The sequence below is a fragment of the Microbacterium sp. EG9 genome (genome assembly GCF_059759475.1).
In genome coordinates this window covers 1,945,681-1,962,477 of the sequence record NZ_CM186217.1, presented here as the reverse complement: position 1 = coordinate 1,962,477, position 16,797 = coordinate 1,945,681, and the positions used below count along the sequence as shown (strand labels likewise).

The 16,797-nt window shown below is 71.3% G+C and carries 16 protein-coding genes; 5 read left to right on the top strand and 11 right to left on the bottom strand.

Annotation, left to right across the window (positions count from 1 at the left end; translation table 11 throughout):
* The first annotated feature begins 46 nt into the window (after positions 1–46).
* Both AC6CQV_RS09255 and AC6CQV_RS09250 read left to right on the top strand, forming a co-directional pair.
* Positions 47–793: a TetR family transcriptional regulator gene (locus tag AC6CQV_RS09255; protein ID WP_082734197.1), complete on the top strand. Its 747-nt coding sequence runs from the start codon at positions 47–49 to the stop codon at positions 791–793.
* A 69-nt stretch (positions 794–862) separates the two neighbouring features.
* Positions 863–1,063: a hypothetical protein gene (locus AC6CQV_RS09250; RefSeq protein WP_191008244.1), complete on the top strand. Its 201-nt coding sequence runs from the start codon at positions 863–865 to the stop codon at positions 1,061–1,063.
* 28 nt (positions 1,064–1,091) lie between these two features.
* Here the strand turns inward: AC6CQV_RS09250 and AC6CQV_RS09245 are convergent, their stop codons facing one another.
* From AC6CQV_RS09245 to AC6CQV_RS09225, 5 genes are all read right to left on the bottom strand, one after another.
* Positions 1,092–2,066: a Dyp-type peroxidase gene (locus AC6CQV_RS09245; protein ID WP_498259302.1), complete on the bottom strand. Its 975-nt coding sequence runs from the start codon at positions 2,064–2,066 to the stop codon at positions 1,092–1,094.
* 70 nt (positions 2,067–2,136) lie between these two features.
* On the bottom strand, positions 2,137–3,351 hold the full coding sequence (locus AC6CQV_RS09240) for a cupin domain-containing protein (RefSeq protein ID WP_498259301.1): 1,215 nt from the start codon (positions 3,349–3,351) through the stop codon (positions 2,137–2,139).
* A gap of 136 nt (positions 3,352–3,487) precedes the next feature.
* A complete protein-coding gene (locus AC6CQV_RS09235; protein ID WP_205282551.1) occupies positions 3,488–3,772 on the bottom strand; it encodes a hypothetical protein in 285 nt (94 codons plus the stop codon).
* Between the two features lie 54 nt (positions 3,773–3,826).
* Positions 3,827–5,473 carry an MFS transporter gene (locus AC6CQV_RS09230; protein ID WP_498259300.1) on the bottom strand — a complete coding sequence of 549 codons (1,647 nt, stop codon included), beginning with the start codon at positions 5,471–5,473 and terminating at the stop codon, positions 3,827–3,829.
* Complete coding sequence (locus tag AC6CQV_RS09225; RefSeq protein ID WP_060960094.1) at positions 5,466–6,191, bottom strand: alpha/beta hydrolase; 726 nt, start codon at positions 6,189–6,191, stop codon at positions 5,466–5,468. Before AC6CQV_RS09225 ends, AC6CQV_RS09230 begins: the two co-directional genes overlap by 8 nt.
* A gap of 294 nt (positions 6,192–6,485) precedes the next feature.
* Here AC6CQV_RS09225 and AC6CQV_RS09220 point away from each other — a divergent pair, with 294 nt between their 5' ends.
* Together AC6CQV_RS09220 and AC6CQV_RS09215 are read left to right on the top strand one after the other, a co-directional pair.
* Positions 6,486–7,520, top strand: a complete 1,035-nt coding sequence (locus AC6CQV_RS09220) for a helix-turn-helix domain-containing protein (RefSeq protein WP_498259299.1) — start codon at positions 6,486–6,488, stop codon at positions 7,518–7,520.
* Between the two features lie 93 nt (positions 7,521–7,613).
* The gene (locus AC6CQV_RS09215) at positions 7,614–8,738 is read left to right on the top strand and encodes an FAD binding domain-containing protein (RefSeq protein ID WP_498259298.1); all 1,125 of its coding nucleotides are present in this window, start codon (positions 7,614–7,616) and stop codon (positions 8,736–8,738) included.
* Here AC6CQV_RS09215 and AC6CQV_RS09210 read toward each other — a convergent pair.
* The 4 genes from AC6CQV_RS09210 to AC6CQV_RS09195 all read right to left on the bottom strand — a co-directional run bounded on the left by AC6CQV_RS09210 (position 8,708) and on the right by AC6CQV_RS09195 (position 13,362).
* Positions 8,708–11,014, bottom strand: coding sequence for an XRE family transcriptional regulator (locus tag AC6CQV_RS09210; RefSeq protein WP_191008250.1), 2,307 nt, complete (start codon positions 11,012–11,014; stop codon positions 8,708–8,710). The genes AC6CQV_RS09215 and AC6CQV_RS09210 overlap by 31 nt on opposite strands.
* 64 nt (positions 11,015–11,078) lie before the next feature.
* Positions 11,079–12,302, bottom strand: coding sequence for an MFS transporter (locus AC6CQV_RS09205; RefSeq protein ID WP_191008251.1), 1,224 nt, complete (start codon positions 12,300–12,302; stop codon positions 11,079–11,081).
* Positions 12,303–12,305: 3 nt separating this feature from the next.
* Positions 12,306–12,842, bottom strand: coding sequence for a DsbA family protein (locus AC6CQV_RS09200; protein ID WP_060960090.1), 537 nt, complete (start codon positions 12,840–12,842; stop codon positions 12,306–12,308).
* 13 nt (positions 12,843–12,855) lie between these two features.
* Positions 12,856–13,362 carry a redoxin domain-containing protein gene (locus AC6CQV_RS09195; protein ID WP_060960089.1) on the bottom strand — a complete coding sequence of 169 codons (507 nt, stop codon included), beginning with the start codon at positions 13,360–13,362 and terminating at the stop codon, positions 12,856–12,858.
* A gap of 260 nt (positions 13,363–13,622) precedes the next feature.
* On the opposite strand from AC6CQV_RS09195, the gene AC6CQV_RS09190 reads away from it, so the two are divergent.
* Positions 13,623–14,459: an alpha/beta fold hydrolase gene (locus tag AC6CQV_RS09190; protein WP_101305900.1), complete on the top strand. Its 837-nt coding sequence runs from the start codon at positions 13,623–13,625 to the stop codon at positions 14,457–14,459.
* Between the two features lie 62 nt (positions 14,460–14,521).
* Here the strand turns inward: AC6CQV_RS09190 and AC6CQV_RS09185 are convergent, their stop codons facing one another.
* Positions 14,522–15,673 carry a GDSL-type esterase/lipase family protein gene (locus AC6CQV_RS09185; protein WP_191008252.1) on the bottom strand — a complete coding sequence of 384 codons (1,152 nt, stop codon included), beginning with the start codon at positions 15,671–15,673 and terminating at the stop codon, positions 14,522–14,524.
* Positions 15,670–16,773 (bottom strand): LacI family DNA-binding transcriptional regulator, encoded by a 1,104-nt coding sequence (locus AC6CQV_RS09180; protein WP_191008253.1) that lies wholly within the window; start codon positions 16,771–16,773, stop codon positions 15,670–15,672. Before AC6CQV_RS09180 ends, AC6CQV_RS09185 begins: the two co-directional genes overlap by 4 nt.
* Positions 16,774–16,797 lie beyond the last annotated feature (24 nt).

Here is a 16,797-nt window from a genome sequence, read left to right as displayed (position 1 = left end):
AATAAACAAACCGGTCGGTCTAATAAATCAGGACTATAGTGGGAACATGCCTGCGCGTCCAGTCGCCGAAGCCGAAGCCGGTCGAACCGCCGCCCGCCGCGTGGGGCGTCCGGCCGGGCCGACGGCGCAGGGTGCGGCGTCGCGAGAGGTGATCGTCGACGCCGCCGCGGGGGTGTTCGCCCGCCTGGGCTACGACCGGGCGCGGATGGCCGACATCATCGAGGCGAGCGGGATGTCGAAAGGGTCGGTGTACTTCCACTTCGACAGCAAAGAGGCTCTCGCGGTCGCCGTGCTCGAAGACCGGCACGAACGGTGGATCGCCGCCGTGGAAAGTGCCGTCGCGGACGTCGACGCGGGGCAGCCGAGGCTCTCGCGGCTCCTTCCGGCGATGCTCTCGCTGCACCGTGAGGATCCCGACGCCTGGGTGATCTCGCGCCTCACGCAGCGCCTCGCCGACGCCGAGCCCACCCGCGATCTCGCGGCGGCGGTGACGCGGCGGTGGATCGACCTCGTCGCGAGCCTCATCCGCGAGGCCCAGGGCGTCGACGACAGGGCAGAGTCCGTGGACGCGGCCGCCCTCGCCACGGTGCTCGTGGGCGCCTTCGACGGTCTGAAGATGACCGTGGATGTCGTGGGCACCGGCGACCGCGCCGACGACGGCCGGCTTCTCGCCGAGGGCGGTGCCGTTCTCGAGCGGATGCTGTTCGAGACCGTCGGGATCGTGCCCGCCGAGAAGTCGCGACAGAAGTCGAACGTTCGCCCGACCTCGAGCCGGGCTGCCCGAGTACCGTGAGGTCAGCGACCGCGCCGGTGTTCGCCGCGGCGGTCACCTCCGGCGGCACCCACCGAGATGAGGAGTGACATGACTGAGACGAACGACTCCGGCCCGGCAGACCTGAGCGGCACCGTGGACGAACGACTCGCACAGCTGACGGCTCTGGAGTCGGGCTCCGAGCCGCTGACCGACCAGTGGCTGCATCGTCAGCTCCGCTCCGCGCTCAACGCCTGGGCCGAGGATGCGACCACGGTCGACATCGACCTGGAATCTCGCACCGACTACTGACCGTTCGGCTGCCGCCCGGCTGCGCCGGTTACGCCGGCGGGGTCGCCGGGCCGTCGGCGAGCCCGCTGAGGGCATCCGCCGACGGCACGAAGAACGTGCAGCCCATCACCGGCGTCGAGAAGTCCAGGATCCGGTCGTGGAGGCCGGGCGGGTCTCCGATGAACATCCGCTCCAGCATCTTCTCGATGACCCACAGATGGCGCGCGTATCCGATGAAGTAGGTGCCGAGCGCCGACGCGCCGGGGCTGCCGAACGGCATGTTGTCGCGGAGGATGTCGTGCTCGACACCGTCGACCACGATCGTCGACAGCGTCTTGTGCGACTTCTGCCCGGTGTCGGCGTCGTCCAGTTCGACGTTGTCCGCCTTCTTCCGACCGATGATCGCCTCCTGCTGCTCGGTCGTGAGGGCCTGCCACGTGTCGAGGTCGTGAAGGTACTTCTGGATCACGACGTAGCTGCCTCCCGCGTTGTCGGGATCCTCGTCGCCGATCAGCGTCGAGTCGGCGACCGCGTTGCCGACGGGATTCGCGGTGCCGTCGACGAACCCCAGCAGGTCACGGACGTCGAAATAGCGGAATCCGGTCGTCTCGTCCACGACGGTCACGGCATCCCCGAGCGCATCCATCAGCTGGCGCTCGAACTCGAACGTCAGATCCTGCCGGTTCGCGCGGATGTGGAACAGGATGTCGCCCGGGGTGCTCGGCGCCGTGTGCGTCGCGCCGGTGACCGCCGTGAAGGGGTGGAGCCCGCGGGGAGCGGCCCGCGACGTGAGGCGGGGCCACACCCGCGAGCCGATGCCCACGGTGCAGGAGAGCTGGGCGTCGAGGTCGCGGAATCCGACGTTCTTGATGATGTCGTCGATTCCGCTGATGGTGTCGCGGACCGTGGCCGCGGCATCCGCGTCGTCGTTGACGGTCACGACCAGGAAGGTCGCACTGGAGGTGAGAGGCGCATCGACTTTCTGGGCCTCGATGGGAACACGTCTCGACGAGGAGTTGCTCATGCTCCCGAACCTAGAGCACCGGGTGGGGAATGCGTTCCGACGCCTGTCGAGCACCTCCGCCCCGCGCGGCCTACGTGCGGAGGGGTGTGATGCCCTGCGTGCCCCGCGGGAACGTCGCGAGGGTCGCCGCATCGATGTTGAGATGCGCGGCCACCAGCGCGGGCGGGACGTGGCTCAGCCAGTTCGCCAGCGAGATCTCCTCGTACTTCGGCGCCTTGAACACCTCGAGGAACTGCAGGACGTCATCGCCGGTGTTCTCGACGTAGTGGCCGAAGTTCTTCCTCACCACGCCGACGTCGCCCGCGCGGAAGTCCGTGGTGTTGGCGTGGGGGCCGGTGTTGAACACCGTCATCCGGGCGGAGCCGCGGAGGTAGTACTGCCACTCGTCGGCGTTCGGATGCCAGTGCAGCTCGCGCATCGACCCGGGCTCGACGGTCACCAGCGCGGCGGCGACGGTGCGCGAGAGCGGGAAGTTCGTGCTGTCGGCGATCTGGATGCTGCCGCCCGAGTTCTTGTGCAGCGGCTGCGACCGCGACAGGCGGAAGATGATCGGTTCCGAGGCGCCCCATTCCGCGCCCGCATCCGTCTGGTCGGTCGCGAGGTCGCCGGGCTCCTCTCCGGGGAAGATCCAGAGGTTGTGCAGCGGGATGTCGGCGAAGACCTCCTGCGCGACGCCGAAGTTCTTGGCGAGCACCTCCGGGGGAGTGTGGGCGAACCAGTCCGTGAGCAGGAGCGTGTTCGACTCGGACTGCTCTCCGTCGTCGAACGCCAGCACGAACTCCGCGCCGTCGGGCCCGAGCCCCTGCAGCGAGTGCGGCGTCCCACCCGGGAAGAACCACAGGTCGCCTTCCTCGACGTCCTCGACGCTCGGAAGGCCGGAGCGGCCGAGGGTCGTCACGCGGCACCGGCCGCGGGTCATGACCGCCCACTCGGCCGTCTGGTGCCAGTGCAGCTCGCGGATGCCGCCGGGCTCCAGGTACATGTTGACCCCGGCGATCTCGTCGGAGATCGCGAAGTCCTGCTTCGTCAGCTCGCGGGCCCACCCGCCGCGCTGTACCCGGCGCGGGGAGATGTTGAACGACGACCAGAACAGCGCCTGCGTGGAGATGTCCGTTCCGGGCGCATCGATCTGGTCGGGGAACTGGCTCTCGATGACCGGGTTCCGGGACCCGGTCATCGTGAGGCTCGCCGGGTCGTCCACGGTGTTGGACTCGCCCTCCGGGGGGAGATCGGGGTTGCCGAACGCCGGCGACTCGTGGTGCGGGGTGGGGGTGTTGTCGTGCATGGGGAGCTCCGTTCGTTCTCGCGGCCGTCGTGCGGGCATCGGCCCGCCCTCTCAGCACACTCGTCGGGAGGGGACGCGGCCTCAGACAGATGCAGAAGATTGCCCGGATGCCGAAGGTCGCGGCCCCGTTCGGCGCCTACTTCTTCGTCGTGAAGATGCCGTTCTCGCGCAGCAGGCGGCGCACGTCCAACACCATCTGCTCGTCGATGTCCTTGTGACGCGGTCTGGTGAGGAAGAGCTCGGACTGCCCGAGCCGGACCCGGAACGTCCCGTCGTGCCCGGCGGTCACGTCCGCGATCTCCTCGAGGAGGGAGAGGATGTCGTGCCATTCGAGATTGTGCGAGGTGGGGTGCTGTTCGAGGTGGTACAGCGTGGTGCGGTGGTGCTCGGACAGGTGCGCGGTGAGCGGCTGGTCGGACATGTGTGTCTCCTTCGTCGGTTGCGGGGTGGGGTGGGTCTGTCGGTGCGGATCTGATCAGGCGGGGGTGGATCGGGGGTGTCGGCGCGGGTGCGGCCGTCCGATGTCGAGGAGGTGGGTCGCTTCGGGGGCGACCGCGCTCATCGCCCACGCGCGGGAGATCAGCTCGCCGTCGAACGCCGTCGTGCGCCCCTCGTGCTGGCTCACGTGTTCCCGCCATGACCCGACGGTGTACGCCTCCACGAGGATGTCCGCGTCGTCCGCATCCGCGTAGACGCGCCACTCGCGGCCGCCGGTGCGCAACCGGGTTTGCTTGACCTGCGACAGGAGAGCAAGGAACTCCGTGCGCCGGTCGCGGGGGACGGCGTAGCGGATCAGGACGAGCACGGCCGCGTCGTCGCGGCCGTCCGCCCGCGGCTCGTCCTGGACGCCCGGGACCTCGACGATGTCGCGTCCGATTCCGGTCGTCGTCGGCAGGGGCCACACGAGCAGCGACAACGCACTCAGGATGCAGAGAACCCCCGCGCCGACGACGACGGCCCCCGACCCCCATACGGCCGCGAGGATGCCGGCGAGCGCGGCGCCCGCCGCCGTGCACCCGTAGAGGACCAGCTGATAGAAGGAGAGTCCGCGGGTGCGCACCCACACGGGCAGGAACGCCTGGATGGTGCCGTTGATGGTGGCGATCACGCCGATCCACGCCAACCCCGTCGCGACCAGGACCGGGAAGGTCACCCAGAGCGTCGGGGAGACGACCAGGATCACCAGTCCCGCACCGAACACGGCGGAAGACGCGAGGACGACGCCGTTGAGCGCGGCGATGCGGCGAGCCCACGGGAGCACGAACGCTCCGATGATGGAGCCGGCGCCGAGGGCGGCCAGCAGGAGGCCGTAGCCGGTGGCGGCGAAGCCCAGGGAGTCTTTCGCGATGGTCGGCAGGAGTGCCCACAGGGCGTTCGCGGGGATCAGGAAGATCGCCAGTCGCAGCAGGGTGAGCCGCACGACGCGGGAGTGGAGCACGTAACGCGTGCCGGCGCGGGTGGCGTCGACGAACGGTTCGTGACGGGCGGCGGGCGGGCGATAGGTCTTCCAGAACAGCAGGACGCCGAGGAACACCACGAACGAGGCCGCATTGAGGAGGAAGACCGCGACGACCCCGAACTGTGCGACGACGAGTCCGGCGACCGCGGGGCCGACGGCGCGCGCGATGTTCACGCCGATCGACGAGAGGCTGGCCGCGTCGACGAGCATGTCGCGCGGGACGATGTCGGGCACGAGCGCCTGGAAGGCGGGCAGCTGGACGGCCGAGATGGTGCCGAGGACGAAGGTGCACGCCAGCAGGATGGTCGGGGTGGTCTGGCCGCTCCAGGTCAGGAAGGCCAGCACCAGCACGACGACGAACTGGACGGCCTGCGAGTACAGGAGCACGAGCCGTCGGTTGAGGAACTCGCCGATGACGCCGGAGGGAATGGCGAAGATCAGCACCGGTGCCGCCGATGCCGTCTGCACGAGCGCCACGAGCAGGGCGGAGCTGTTCGTCTCGACGAGCAGCCACTGCGCACCGACCGTCTGCATCCAGCTTCCGATGTTGCTGACGAGGGAGGCCAGCCACACCAGTCGGAAGATGCGTACCGTCAGCGGCGTGAATCCGGACGCCCAGACGCGGGGCCCTGCGGGAGGCCGTTCGGCCGGCGCGTCAGTCATCGGCGGCGACGTCCCCGAGGATGGTGTCGATGAAGCCCACGATCTCGGCGGCATGGGTCTGTGTGACCAGGTGCGGCGCGGCGAGGGCGACGACGTCGCGGCAGTGGGCGCGCCGGTACCCGAAGCGCTGCACGTCAGGGTTGATCGCGCGATCCTCCGTGGCGACGACGCCCCAACTGGGCCTGCCGCGCCAGGCCTCGACGCGCGCGCGCTCGCTGAACACCGACACCGACACCGGCCGCTGCGAGACGGCGAGCACCGAGGCCTCGTCGGCGGGGAGACCCTCGGCGAGCAGGCGGGGGAACGCGTCGACGGCGACGGTGACCTCCGTGCCGGGAACGCCGTGGTCGTCGCGGAACATCGCGGGGACGAGGTGCTGGGAGACCTCGTCCGGGGCGAAGGCGTCGCGCATCTCGCCGATGCTCTCGCCGCGCTCGAGCGCGTAGCCGGCGATGAAGAGCAAGCCGGTGACGTTCGCCGCGTCTCCCGCGACGGTGATGACGGCCGCCCCGTAACCGTGCCCGACGAGCAGCACCGCTCCGTCGATGCGCTCGACGACGGTGCGGATGTAGGTGCAGTCGCCGTCGAAGCTGCGGCCGACCAGGGGAGGGGCGAGCACGGGATGCCCGCCTCCGAGTAGGCGCAGCGCGATCGGCCACCAGCTGGACGCGTCCAGGAAGGCGCCGTGAACCAGGACGACCGTCGTACGTGCTGTCATGTGGATACCTCGTGGTGGTTGTGCCGGCCCTGAGACGAATCTAGGAACGAGTGCGCCGACAGCACTCCGACAGGAGTCGGAGACGTGGCTCGGCCGGTGGGACGGTGCCCGCGGCGGATGCGGAGACGTCGCACTTCTGCCTGTTTTCTTCCTGGTGCTGCCGTCGCGGACGCGGTCGGATGGCTGTGACTCGACTTCGGTGTGGCTGCGTGTCGGCTACTGCCGGCGCGGCCTCATGGTGGGCCCGGCCCGGATAGGAGTGCATCCGTGAAAGCCAGCGAGAGCAGTGCCGTCGTGCCTGCCACGTTGCAGGGCATCGCCGAACAGCTCACCGCCGCGATCGGACGTCCGGTGTGGGTCCGCGGTGGACCGCCGTCTGCGCCCGCCGGCGTGTGCGGCGCGACGGATCCGTCGCTCGCGGCACCGCGCCGGCTCGACGTGACGGTGGAGGACCGGGGCGTCGTGGTGGCGCACATCGCCGTGCGGACGGAGGGACGATCCCTCGGCCCGTCGGACTTCGAGGCGCTCGATGCGGCATCCCTCCTCGTGCGAGACCTGTTGCGCGCGGAGGGAGGGACGAGCCGTGAATCGGTGCTGCACGATCTCCTGCACGACGACGAGGGCGTTCGGCGGAGCGCGTACGCCCGCGCGGTGCAGCAACGATGGCTGCACCGCGACGAGGGCACCGTCGTGCGCGCGCTGCTCGTCGACGCGGCCGTCACGGACATCCATGCCATCGCCTTCGCCCGGCACCTCGCGAATCGGCGCCCCGTCCCCCACCACTTCATGGCCCTGCACGCCGGCATGGTCATGCTCGTGGGGCAGCCGTCCGATCGCGGCATCGACGACGTGATCCTCCGGGAGGCGGCCGCGCGCGGCATCCGCGTCCTGGGAATCGGCTCGGCCTCTCCTGCGCCGGGGGCGGAGGACGTGCGTGCCGCGGCCGAGGAAGCGGTCATCGCCGCTTCTCGCGCCGCCGCGCTTCCGCAGTTCCATCCGGCGGTCGACGCCAGTGAGCTCGGCGGCTGGCTGCTGCTGGCCTCGGCCTCGGCGAACCCGGAGCACCTGCGCATCATCTCGCCGGCCGCGCATGCGCTGTACGTGCACGGCGACGGCAGCCAACGAGAGACCATCGAGACCTACCTGGATGTCGGCGCGAACGTGGTGGCGGCGTGCGAGATCCTCTTCGTGCACCGCACGACGCTGTACTACCGGCTCGAGCGGATGCCGGAGGTCGTCCGCGACGCTCTGAGCGACGGCATCAAGCGCAGCACGCTCCATGTCGCGCTCAAGCTCATCCGGCTCTGGGAGGCGACCGGACGTGCCTGATCGTGCCGGGGCGGACTTCCGGCGAACGTCGAAGCGCCGCGCGCGGCCGGGGCGATACCGTCGACCCATGCCCCGCACAGGAGAGGTCGGACGATGAGGACGGCGTTGCGGGTGGGCGTGATCGGCGGGTCTCTCGGGGGCCTGTTCACCGCTGCCCTGCTGCATCAGGCAGGTCACGACGTCACCGTCCTCGAACGGTCCCGCGCGGGGCTGGCCCGACGCGGCGCGGGCCTGGTCGGTCAGCAGGACCTGTTCGACGTCCTCGCGAGGCTGGGGTTGACTTCGGTGCTGCGATCCGGCGTGGAGGCGCGCGAACGCATCACGCTCGGCCGCCGCGGCGAGGTGCTCCATCGCGACCCGACGCCCCAGACCCAGCTGTCGTGGGACTACATCTACGACGGCCTGCGGGCGCTCATCCCCGCCGGCCGCTACCGGCTCGGCAGTGCGGTCACGGAGGTGCGGTCGGACGGCCGGCACGCGACCGTCCGCATCGAGGACGGGACGACGATCCCGTTCGACATGGTCGTCGGCGCCGACGGTCTCAACTCCGTCGTCCGACGCGCCGTCGCGCCCGAGCGGTCGGACAACCGCTACGTCGGCTACCTCACCTGGCGCGGGCTCGTGCCGGAGGCGGCGCTCCCGGAGCGGGCCGCGGACATCCTGCTCGAACGGTTCGCCTTCTACACGGCGCCGGGCGCCCACATGCTGGGCTACCTGGTCCCGGGACCGGACGGGCAGACGGCGCCGGGGCGGCGTCGGTACAACTGGGTCTGGTACCGGTCGCTGCCGTCTCCGGAGCTGGAACGTCTGATGGTCGCGTGCGGGCACGGTGCCGCGAGCGCCTCTCTCGCACCGGGAGACCTCCCGGCAGACCTCCGGCAATCGCTCGTCGCGGCCGCCGCGGCAGAGCTGCCGGTGCCGTTCGCGGATGCCGTCGCGGCCGAGCCGCGACCGTTCCTGCAGGCCCTCTACGACTACGTCGCGCCGCGGATGGCGGCGCCGTCCGTCGCGCTCGTCGGCGACGCCGCCGTCGTCGTGCGCCCGCACACCGCGATGGGCGCGGCCAAGGCCGCGGGAGACGCGATGGCGCTGGTGGACCTCCTGGGCACCGAGCTCTCCCTGGCCGACGCGCTCGCGACCTACGACCGGGACCGGCTGCCGGTGGGCCGCGCCATCGCCCGCTACGGTCAGGAGCTGGGCGACTCGCTCCCGCTGTGAGGCGCATCTCGCGCGGTCGTCCGTCCTGCCGTCATCCCCGCGATCTCTCGACGGAACCGGGCGAAGATGAACGCCTCGCTGCTGCCCGGGCCGAGCAGGCGCAACGCCTCCTCCGCCTCGGCCATCGCCGCTTCCGACTCCCCGGCTTCGATCAGCGCGCGGATGTGGCGGCGCATCATCAGGGCGACCCGCATGTCGTCGTTGAGCGAACGGGCGATCTGGATGCCGATCGCGCCCGCCCGGATCCCGTCGTCGTAGCGGCCGACGGCGATGTACGCGTCGACGAGGTCCAGATAGGCCGCGTATCGCGTGATGAGCGTGAGGAAGCCGTCGGCCTCGGGTTCGGCCTGGATGCGCGCGAGCGTGGACTCCAGCTCCTCGATCGCCGCGAGGTGCTCACCGCGGGTGTTCATGATCATCGTCGTCAGCAGGCGCGCGTTCTCCAGTCCCACCTTCTCGCCCGCGAGTGAGAACGCCCGGATCGCGCCCTCGGCGGCGTCTGCGGCCTCGACGACACGGCCGAGCAGCCAGCTCGCCCATCCCACGTAGTAGTTCGCCCACCCCTCCTGCGTGGCGTCGCCGGCGCGGAGCGCCGCGCGGAGTGCCGAGCGTGCCGTCAGGACGGCGCGCTCGCGGTCTCCGACCTCCACGATCTCGGCCCACGCGAGGTAGCCGAGATGCGTCGCCTCCATCAGCGGATTTCGCAGACTCTGCGCGGCGGTCACGGCGAGGGAGAAGAACCGATGCCAGTTCCCCCAGGAGAGCCAGACGTCGGAGTACCAGTGGAGGGCGTCGGCGACGTCGACGACCGTCTCGTTCTCGCCGAGCTCGGCGGCCTCCGCATACGCCGGCCACCAGTGCTCGGCTTCCGTGCGGATCCACAGCGCCGCCGCCTCGGCGCTGACGAAGCCGCGACCGACCCGGCTCGCCGTGTGCTGCTCCCTCTCCGGCTCGAACCAGGCCCCCGCCCGTTCCAGGCTCCCCAGGATCCAGGCGCGGATGTGCGCGCGGCGCCGTTCGAGCTCGTCCGCACCGACGACGTCGCGCAGCCTGTTCAGGCCGAACAGCCGCATGAGGTCGTGCAGGCGATAGCGGTCGCCGCCGCGCGCTTCCAGCAGCCCGAGGTCGGTCAGGTCGTCGAGTCGGAACTCCACTTCTGCGACCTCGGTCGAGCGGACCGCGGCGGCGGCCAGCTGCGCATCGAAGGTCTTGCCGCCGATGAGCGCGACCCACCGGAAGAGCGCGGCCGTGCGAGGGTCGAGCTCTTCGTAGGAGAGGGAGATGGCGGCTTCGACCGCCAGGTCGCCGGCGACGAGCAGCCGCAACCGGTCCTCGGTGGTCCGCAGTCGCCGCAGCAGGTCCTCGACGTTCCATTCCGGCCGGCTGGCGATGCGGCTGCCCACCACGCGCAGTGCGAGCGGGACGTCGTCGCACAACCCGGCGACTTCGTCGAGCGCCTCGTCGTCGGATCCGGCCTGCGGGATGAGGCGGCGCAGGAGTGAGACGCTCTCGTCGCGTTGCAGAGGACCGAAGCGCAGCCGCCGCACTCCTTCCAGCCCGGCGAGGCTGCGGCGCGACGTCACGACGACGATCTCGCCGCTGCAGATCGAGAGGATCGGGCGGACCTGCGACTCGTTCGCGGCGTTGTCGAGCAGGACGCGCACCGGACGGGCGTCGACGGCCGCGCGCCATTGCCGAGCGGCGACGTCGAGATCCGCGGGCGCCTTCTGCTGCGTCCCCTGCAGCTGGCGGAGCATCGCGGTGATGATCTGGAGGGGCGTCAGCGGCGAGGCGTTGAAGCCGTCCAGGCCGACGAAGACGGTGGGATCCTGGGCGGATCGGCCGCGGGCGAGGATCTCGACGGCCCCCGTCGTCTTGCCGATGCCGGGGGCGCCGCTGATGACGAGCGCCGGGCGGCTCTCGCCGGGCTCGCGTTCTCCTTCGAGGATGTCGAGGGCCTCACGGATCTCGCGCTCTCGCCCGGAGAAGTCGAACACCCGATGAGGCGAGACGCCCCCGGTCGCCTCCGCGGCGTCGACGCCGCGGGGACGGGCGCGGGCCGCCCGGAGGAACGCGTGTCGCGCGGCGACGTCCAGGCCGAGCCCCTGGGCCAGTGCCTCGACGGTGCGACGCTGGGGCGAGGTGCTGGCGCCTCTCTCGAGGTCGCCGATGGTTCGCACGCTCACACCGGAAGCGGCCGCGAGGGACTCCAGCGTCGAGTTCTGCCCGACGCGCAGCGACCGGAGCAGCTGGCCGAACGGTGACGGCTCGGTCACGACGCCCTCCCTCTCACAGCCGTCAGTCTGACAGAGCCGGCCGCCGACGAGCCGCCCGCTCCTCTCACGCGCCGGATGCCGCCGCGCGGCGCATGACCAGCGCCGCGGAGACGGTCGCCACCAGCACGGCGGCGGAGAAGACGAGGAGCACGATCGCCTGCGGGGCGACGGTGAGGCTCACCCCGATCGCCAGCACCGGAAGGGCCAGCCCGCAGTACGCCACCAGGAAGATGAGCGCGAGGGTCTCCCCGCGGCGGCCCGACTCGGCCAGCCCCGCGGCGGTGGCGATGGCGGACTTGAACAGCACACCGACGCCGACGCCCGACACGACGCCGCCGACCAGGAAGACGCCGAGCGAGGGAGCGAACGCGCCGACGGCGACGGATGCCAGCCCGACCGCGCAGCACACGGCCGCGATGGTCAGCTGGATGCGCAGCGGGACCGCGGCGAGTGCCGCTTGGCCGATCGCCGCCGCGGCGAAGACGCAGGACGCCGCGATGCCGGCGAGGAGGTGGTCGTGCTGATCGAACGTCGCGATGAGGATGGTGGGCGCGAGCGAGGTGAACAGCCCGAACAGGGCGAAGCCCGCGAACGCCCCGAAACCGGCGGCCACGAACGCGGCGCGCCCGCGCGGGGGAGCGGCGATGCGTTGCGGCCGATAGCGCCGACGCTCCTCCGGCTCCGGCACCGTCTCGGGGACGCAGCTGACGGCGATCGCCGCGACGATGAGCAGGACGAGGAACACGGCGTGCGGGAGGACGAGCGGATCGGGGAGGAACTCGGCGAAGAGTCCGCCGATCAGCGGACCGAGCGCCAGGCCGCCCAGATTGGCGGCGCCAGCGACCGACGCCGCGACGACGACGCTCTCGGTGGGTCGGGCGTGGGTGCGCAGCTCGCCGAGGTGGGCGGTCGCCGTCGCGGTGAGGATTCCGACGCTCGCCCCGTTCACGAGCCGCGCCGCCAAGAGGCCCGGAACCTCCGTCCAGAGCAGGAACATGCCGGCGGAGAGCGCGGCGACCAGAATCGCCACCGTCAGCATCCTTCGCCGGCCCATCCAGTCGCTCACGTGCCCGAGGAGGAACAGGCTGAGCACGACACCCACCGCGAACGCGGCGAAGACGAGCGTGATGACGGCGACGGGGAAGCCGTCGCGCTCCTGATACAGCGGGTACAGCGGGGTCGGGACGGTCGCGTAGGCCATCACGAGGACGAAGGCGCTCGCGACGACCCAGAACCCCGCCCCGTGCGAGATCTGCGGCAGCCCGAGCGGGGTGGCCCGCTGCGCCATGGGTCAGGACCCGCTTCCGTGGCCGGCGAGCGCCGACCGGATCGCCTCCGCCAGTCCTGCCGTGCCGGCCTCCACGAGGGCGCCGTTGAGGAAGAAGGTGGGGGTGCCGTTGACCCCGCTGCGGATGCCGCCCTCTTCGTCGGCCCGTATCCGAGCGGTGTACCGGTCCTCCGCGGCCGCCTTCCCCAGATCGGCGACGGCGAGGCCGAGCGCCTCGCAGATGCGCTGATAGAGCTGAGGGCCGAGGTCGATCTGGTTCTCGTAGAGCAGGTCGTGCGCCTGCCAGAACTCGCCGTGCTCCGCGGCGAACTCCGCGACGAAGGCGGCGTCGACGGCCTCGGGGTGGATCTGCGCGAGGGGGAAGTTGCGGAAGACGAATCGGATCTTCCCGTCGTACTCGTGCAGCAGCTGCTTCACGATCGGGAAGGCCTGGCCGCAGTACGGGCACTGGTAGTCGCCGTACTCGACCAGCGTCACCGGGGCGTCCGGCGGGCCGAAGCTGTGGTCGTGGTCGGAGACGGGGATGCGAAGGTGGGACATGGCGGGTCCGATCTCAGGGGGAGGGCGTGGTGGGCGATGCCAGGGCGTCGAGCGCGTCGAGGACGCCGTCGACGCCCGGGTTCACGTCGATGGGCGACAGGTAGCTCCAGGCGATGACGCCCGAGGAGTCGATGACGAACAGCGCACGCGTGCTCGTGCCGGTGTGGAAGTCGTAGGCGCCGTAGCGCCGGGACACCTGCCCCTTCGGCTCGAAGTCGCTGAGCAGGGCGAAGGTGAAGCCGCGATCCGCGACGAAGGCCCGATGCGACCAGACGCCGTCGACGGAGACGCCGAACACCGCCGCGCCGTGGGCGGTGAGAAGGGGCATCGCCGCGTTGACGACATTGAGCTCGTCGCCGCACACCGCGCTCCAGTCGGCGGGGTAGAAGATGAGCACCACCGGCTGTCCGCGAAGGCTCGACAGGGTGACGGTGTCCTCCGGCGTGCGGTGCAGCGTGAAGTCCGGCGCCGCGGTGCCGGCGCCGAGGACGCTCTTCGGATGGTGTTCGACGTAGCCCATCGTCGGCTCCTCTTCGCATCGGTCGGACGTTGTTCCCCTGCGCCAGACGGTACGCGCGTGCGGGCCCGCTGTCACAGGACAGATGTCGAAACGCGGGCGGGCCGGCCTGCGGGAGCCCTCCCAGAGTCTGAACAAAAGTAGGAGCGCCGCGGTTCTCGTCCGGCGTTATCGTGAACGCGCTCCCGGCTCGATCAGCAGTCGGGAACACCGGATCGTCGTCCCGAGACCGCCTCGGGATCACATAACCCTGGAGGTCGACCATGTCTTTTGTGACGACGGAAGATGGCGCGGAAATCTACTTCAAGGACTGGGGTCCCCGTGACGCCCAGCCCATCATGTTCCACCACGGCTGGCCGCTGTCCTCCGACGACTGGGACGCGCAGATGCTCTTCTTCCTGAACGCGGGCTACCGCGTCGTCGCCAGCGACCGCCGTGGTCACGGACGGTCCTCGCAGATCGCCACCGGTCACGACATGGACCACTACGCCAGCGACGCGAGCGCCGTGGTCGAGCACCTCGACCTCCGCAACGCGATTCACGTCGGACATTCGACCGGCGGCGGTCAGGTCGCGCGGTACGTCGCCCGGTACGGCGAACCCCAGGGGCGCGTCGCCAAGGCCGTGCTCGTCTCCTCGGTTCCGCCGCTGATGGTGCAGACCGCGGCGAACCCCGAGGGCACGCCGCTCTCCGTCTTCGACGGTTTCCGCAGCGCGCTCGCGGCGAACCGCGCGGAGTTCTACCAGGCGGTCGCGTCCGGGCCGTTCTACGGCTTCAACCGCGAGGGTGCGACGGTGTCCGAGCCCGTCATCGCCAACTGGTGGCGGCAGGGGATGACCGGCAGCGCGCAGGCCCACTACCTCGGCATCGCGGCCTTCTCCGAGACCGACCAGACCGACGACCTGACGTCGATCACCGTGCCCGTCCTGGTGCTCCAGGGCGACGACGACCAGGTCGTGCCGTACAAGGATGCCGCGCTCAAGCAGCACGAGCTCCTGCAGAACTCGACCCTCAAGATCTACGAGGGCTACCCCCACGGCATGCTGACGACCCACGCGGAGGTCATCAACCCCGACATCCTCGCCTTCATCCGGGCCTAGCCCGCGGCTCCGCCCTCGCGACAGCGCACTCCGGAGGTCCGGAGTGCGCTGTCCGCGTGGGCTCAGGCGCGGCGTTGCCCGACGGCGGCGAACGGGCCGTCGGGCGCGAACGCGTAGTCGGCGAACCGGGCGCCCATGCGCTCGTAGGCCGCCGCGTTGGGATGCAGACCGTCGTCGAGGTCGCCGATCTCGCTGTCGGGCAGCAGCGCACGACCGTCGAGCCAGAACAGCCGCGGGTCGTCGGCGCGAGCGGCCAGCACGTTCCCCCAGGCCTCGCGGACGATCGCGAGGCTCATCCCGCCGCGCTCGAGCTCCCGCGCGTCGCCGGCGCTCACCGCCTGGCCCGTCGCGGGGTCGATCACGGTCGGACCCGGCATCCGCTCCAGGGACGGGCAGGGGATCGGCCCGATCGCGACGAGCGGCGTGTCGGGGTGGCCGTCCCGGATCGTGTCGAGCACGCCGTGCAGCACGGGTTCGAACAGGCGCCGGCGCAGGAGATCGCCGTTGACGACATTGACGCCGATCTCGATGCTGATGGCGTCGGCGGGGTGGTCGCGGATCGTCCGTGCCACGAAGGGATCGCCCACGGCGTTGCCGCTGAAGCCGAGGCTGCGCAGGCTCACCGCGCCCGCCGTCGCGGCCACCGCCGGCCACGTCCGGGTGGGCGCGGAGGCCTCGCCGCACTGGCTGATGGACGAACCGTGGTGCAGCCACACGGGCCGGGCGTCGCGGGGCGGCGCGAGAGGCGCGTCGGCGCGCAGCGCCACGAGCTCCACGGCTGTGGTGTGCGGCAGCCACACCTCGACGGCGCGCGCGCCGCGGCCGGGTGCAGGAAGGGCGAAGGAGACCGTCACGGGGGGACGCTCCTGGGTGAGCGCCCCGTCCGCGGCGACGAGGGTCTGCGCCTGGACGGGGACCGAGACGGAGCCTCGGCGCTCGCCGTCGACGACGAGCTCGACGATTGCGGGCGCTCCGGGGGCGATCCCGATCACGACGAGCTCGACGGCGATCGCGCCTGCCGTGGTCGACGTGGCCACGCGCACGCCCGAGGTCATGCCCACCACGAAGTCGAAGCCGGGGTCGGGGATCTGCGGCCGCGTCCACTCCGGCAGCCGCCGCGGGCGCACCCCGTACCTCCCCGGCGCGAAGCCGAGTGCGCCGACCACCTCGACATCGGCCGAGGGGAACGGGGCCGTGTAGCTCAGGGCGCTCATCGCGGGTCGGCGTCGGGCGTGGACGACGAGGTTCCGCGCACCGGCGGCGCGGTCACCGTCCGCAGCAGCGTCTCCACCAGGTGCAGGCGGGCGGCGTCCCCGCCGCGGACCGTCGCCCCCGGGGCGTAGGCGGGAGCGATGGGGGCGGCATCCGCGGTGTCGTCCTCGTCCAGGGCAGCGATGAGGTACTGCGCCGCGCGCTCGCCCACGGCCGTGAGCCGCGGATCGATCGACGCGAGGTACGGGTCGGCATCCTCGCCGTAGCCGGCGACGTGGTCGTAGCCGATGATCGCGATGTCGTCGGGCACCCGCACGCCGGCGGCTTCCAGGCCCGCCGCCAGACCGATCGCGATGGCGTCGCTGCCGGCGAAGACGGCGTCGGTGTCGGGCGCCTGCGCGAGCAGCAGCTCGGCGGCGCGGTGCCCCCAGTCGCGGCTGAACTCGCCATGCAGGATCACCGCGGGCTCTCGTCCCGCCGCGTGCACGGCTGCGGTGAAGCCGTCCGCGCGCTCCCGCACCGACGGCAACGCGGCCGCCGCCGTGACGTGGGCGATGCGCCGCCGGCCGGCCTCGAGGAGGGTCCGGGCCGCCAGCGCCCCTCCGGCGTGCTCGTCGGGGTGGACGCTCACCGCCCGGTCGGGCTCGTGCGGGCCGAACGCGTGCACGACGGGGTGGGAGTCGCTCGCGCCGATGTCGGCGATCGGGACGTCGGGACCCTCGCCGATCACGATGATGCCGTCGACCTGCCGATCGAGCATGTGCCGCACGTGCTGGTGGCGCCGCTGCGGATCGTGGCGCGCGTCGTAGAGGATGCTCGCCAGGTCGTGGTCGCTGAGGGCGCGGTTGATGCCGATCAGCACCGGCATGCAGAACGCGCCCGCGGCGTTCTCGGCGAGCACGCCGATGGTGCGGCTGCGTCCGAGGGCGACGCTGCGGGCCAGAGCGTTCGGCCGGTAGTCGAGGTCGCGCGCGGCATCCAGGACACGCTGTCGGGTCGCCTCGGCGACGCGCCCGGTGTCGTTCATCACCTGGGAGGCCGTGGGCACGGACACCCCTGCGGCCCGGGCGACGTCGGCCAGGCGCGCGGATCTCTGCGGCATGGGCACATCCTCTCGCAAGCGGTG